Source organism: Deinococcus radiopugnans ATCC 19172 (assembly GCF_006335125.1).
Lineage (GTDB): Bacteria > Deinococcota > Deinococci > Deinococcales > Deinococcaceae > Deinococcus > Deinococcus radiopugnans.
This window is the reverse complement of record NZ_VDMO01000085.1, coordinates 1-610: the sequence shown is the minus strand read 5'-3', so window position 1 is coordinate 610 and position 610 is coordinate 1. Positions and strand designations below refer to the sequence as shown.

Genomic DNA, 610 nt, shown 5'->3' with positions numbered 1-610 from the left:
CACTGATTTTATCAGAACGTGTATTGAGGTTCTGTCTTCGCTTCCGTCCATTGTCATCGGGATGTTCGGCATGCTGATGTTTGTAAACCTGACCGGATGGGGCTACACGATTATCGGAGGCGCGCTCGCATTAACGGTCTTTAACCTTCCCGTTATGGTCCGGGTGACAGAAGGCGCGCTCACTGCAGTTCCTAAGGAGCTGAAAGAAGCTTCTCTCGCTTTAGGCGTATCGAGATGGCATACCGTCAAAACGGTGCTGATTCCGAGTGCGATTCCTTCGATTTTAACCGGAGCCATTCTCGCATCAGGAAGAGTATTCGGAGAAGCGGCCGCATTGTTATTTACAGCGGGACTGACAACGCCGCGGCTGAATTTTACGGATTTGAACCCGTTTTCTGAATCATCTCCTTTCAACATTTTCAGGCCGGCTGAGACGCTGGCGGTTCATATATGGAGTGTCAATACGCAGGGAATCATCCCTGACGCCGAAGCGATTGCAAACGGCGGCTCCGCGGTGCTGGTGATTTCGGTGCTCTTGTTTAACCTTTGTGCAAGATGGCTCGGATCTGTCATTTATAAAAAGCTTACGGCAAATTAATCGGAAAGAGGC

Annotated in this window: 1 protein-coding gene; it reads left to right on the top strand. The window is 50.2% G+C overall.

Annotation, left to right across the window (positions count from 1 at the left end; all coding sequences use genetic code 11):
* A partial coding sequence (locus tag FHR04_RS20795; protein WP_139405068.1) for a PstA family ABC transporter permease occupies nucleotides 1-598 on the top strand: 598 nt, incomplete at its 5' end.
* Between the last annotated feature and the right edge of the window lie 12 nt (nucleotides 599-610).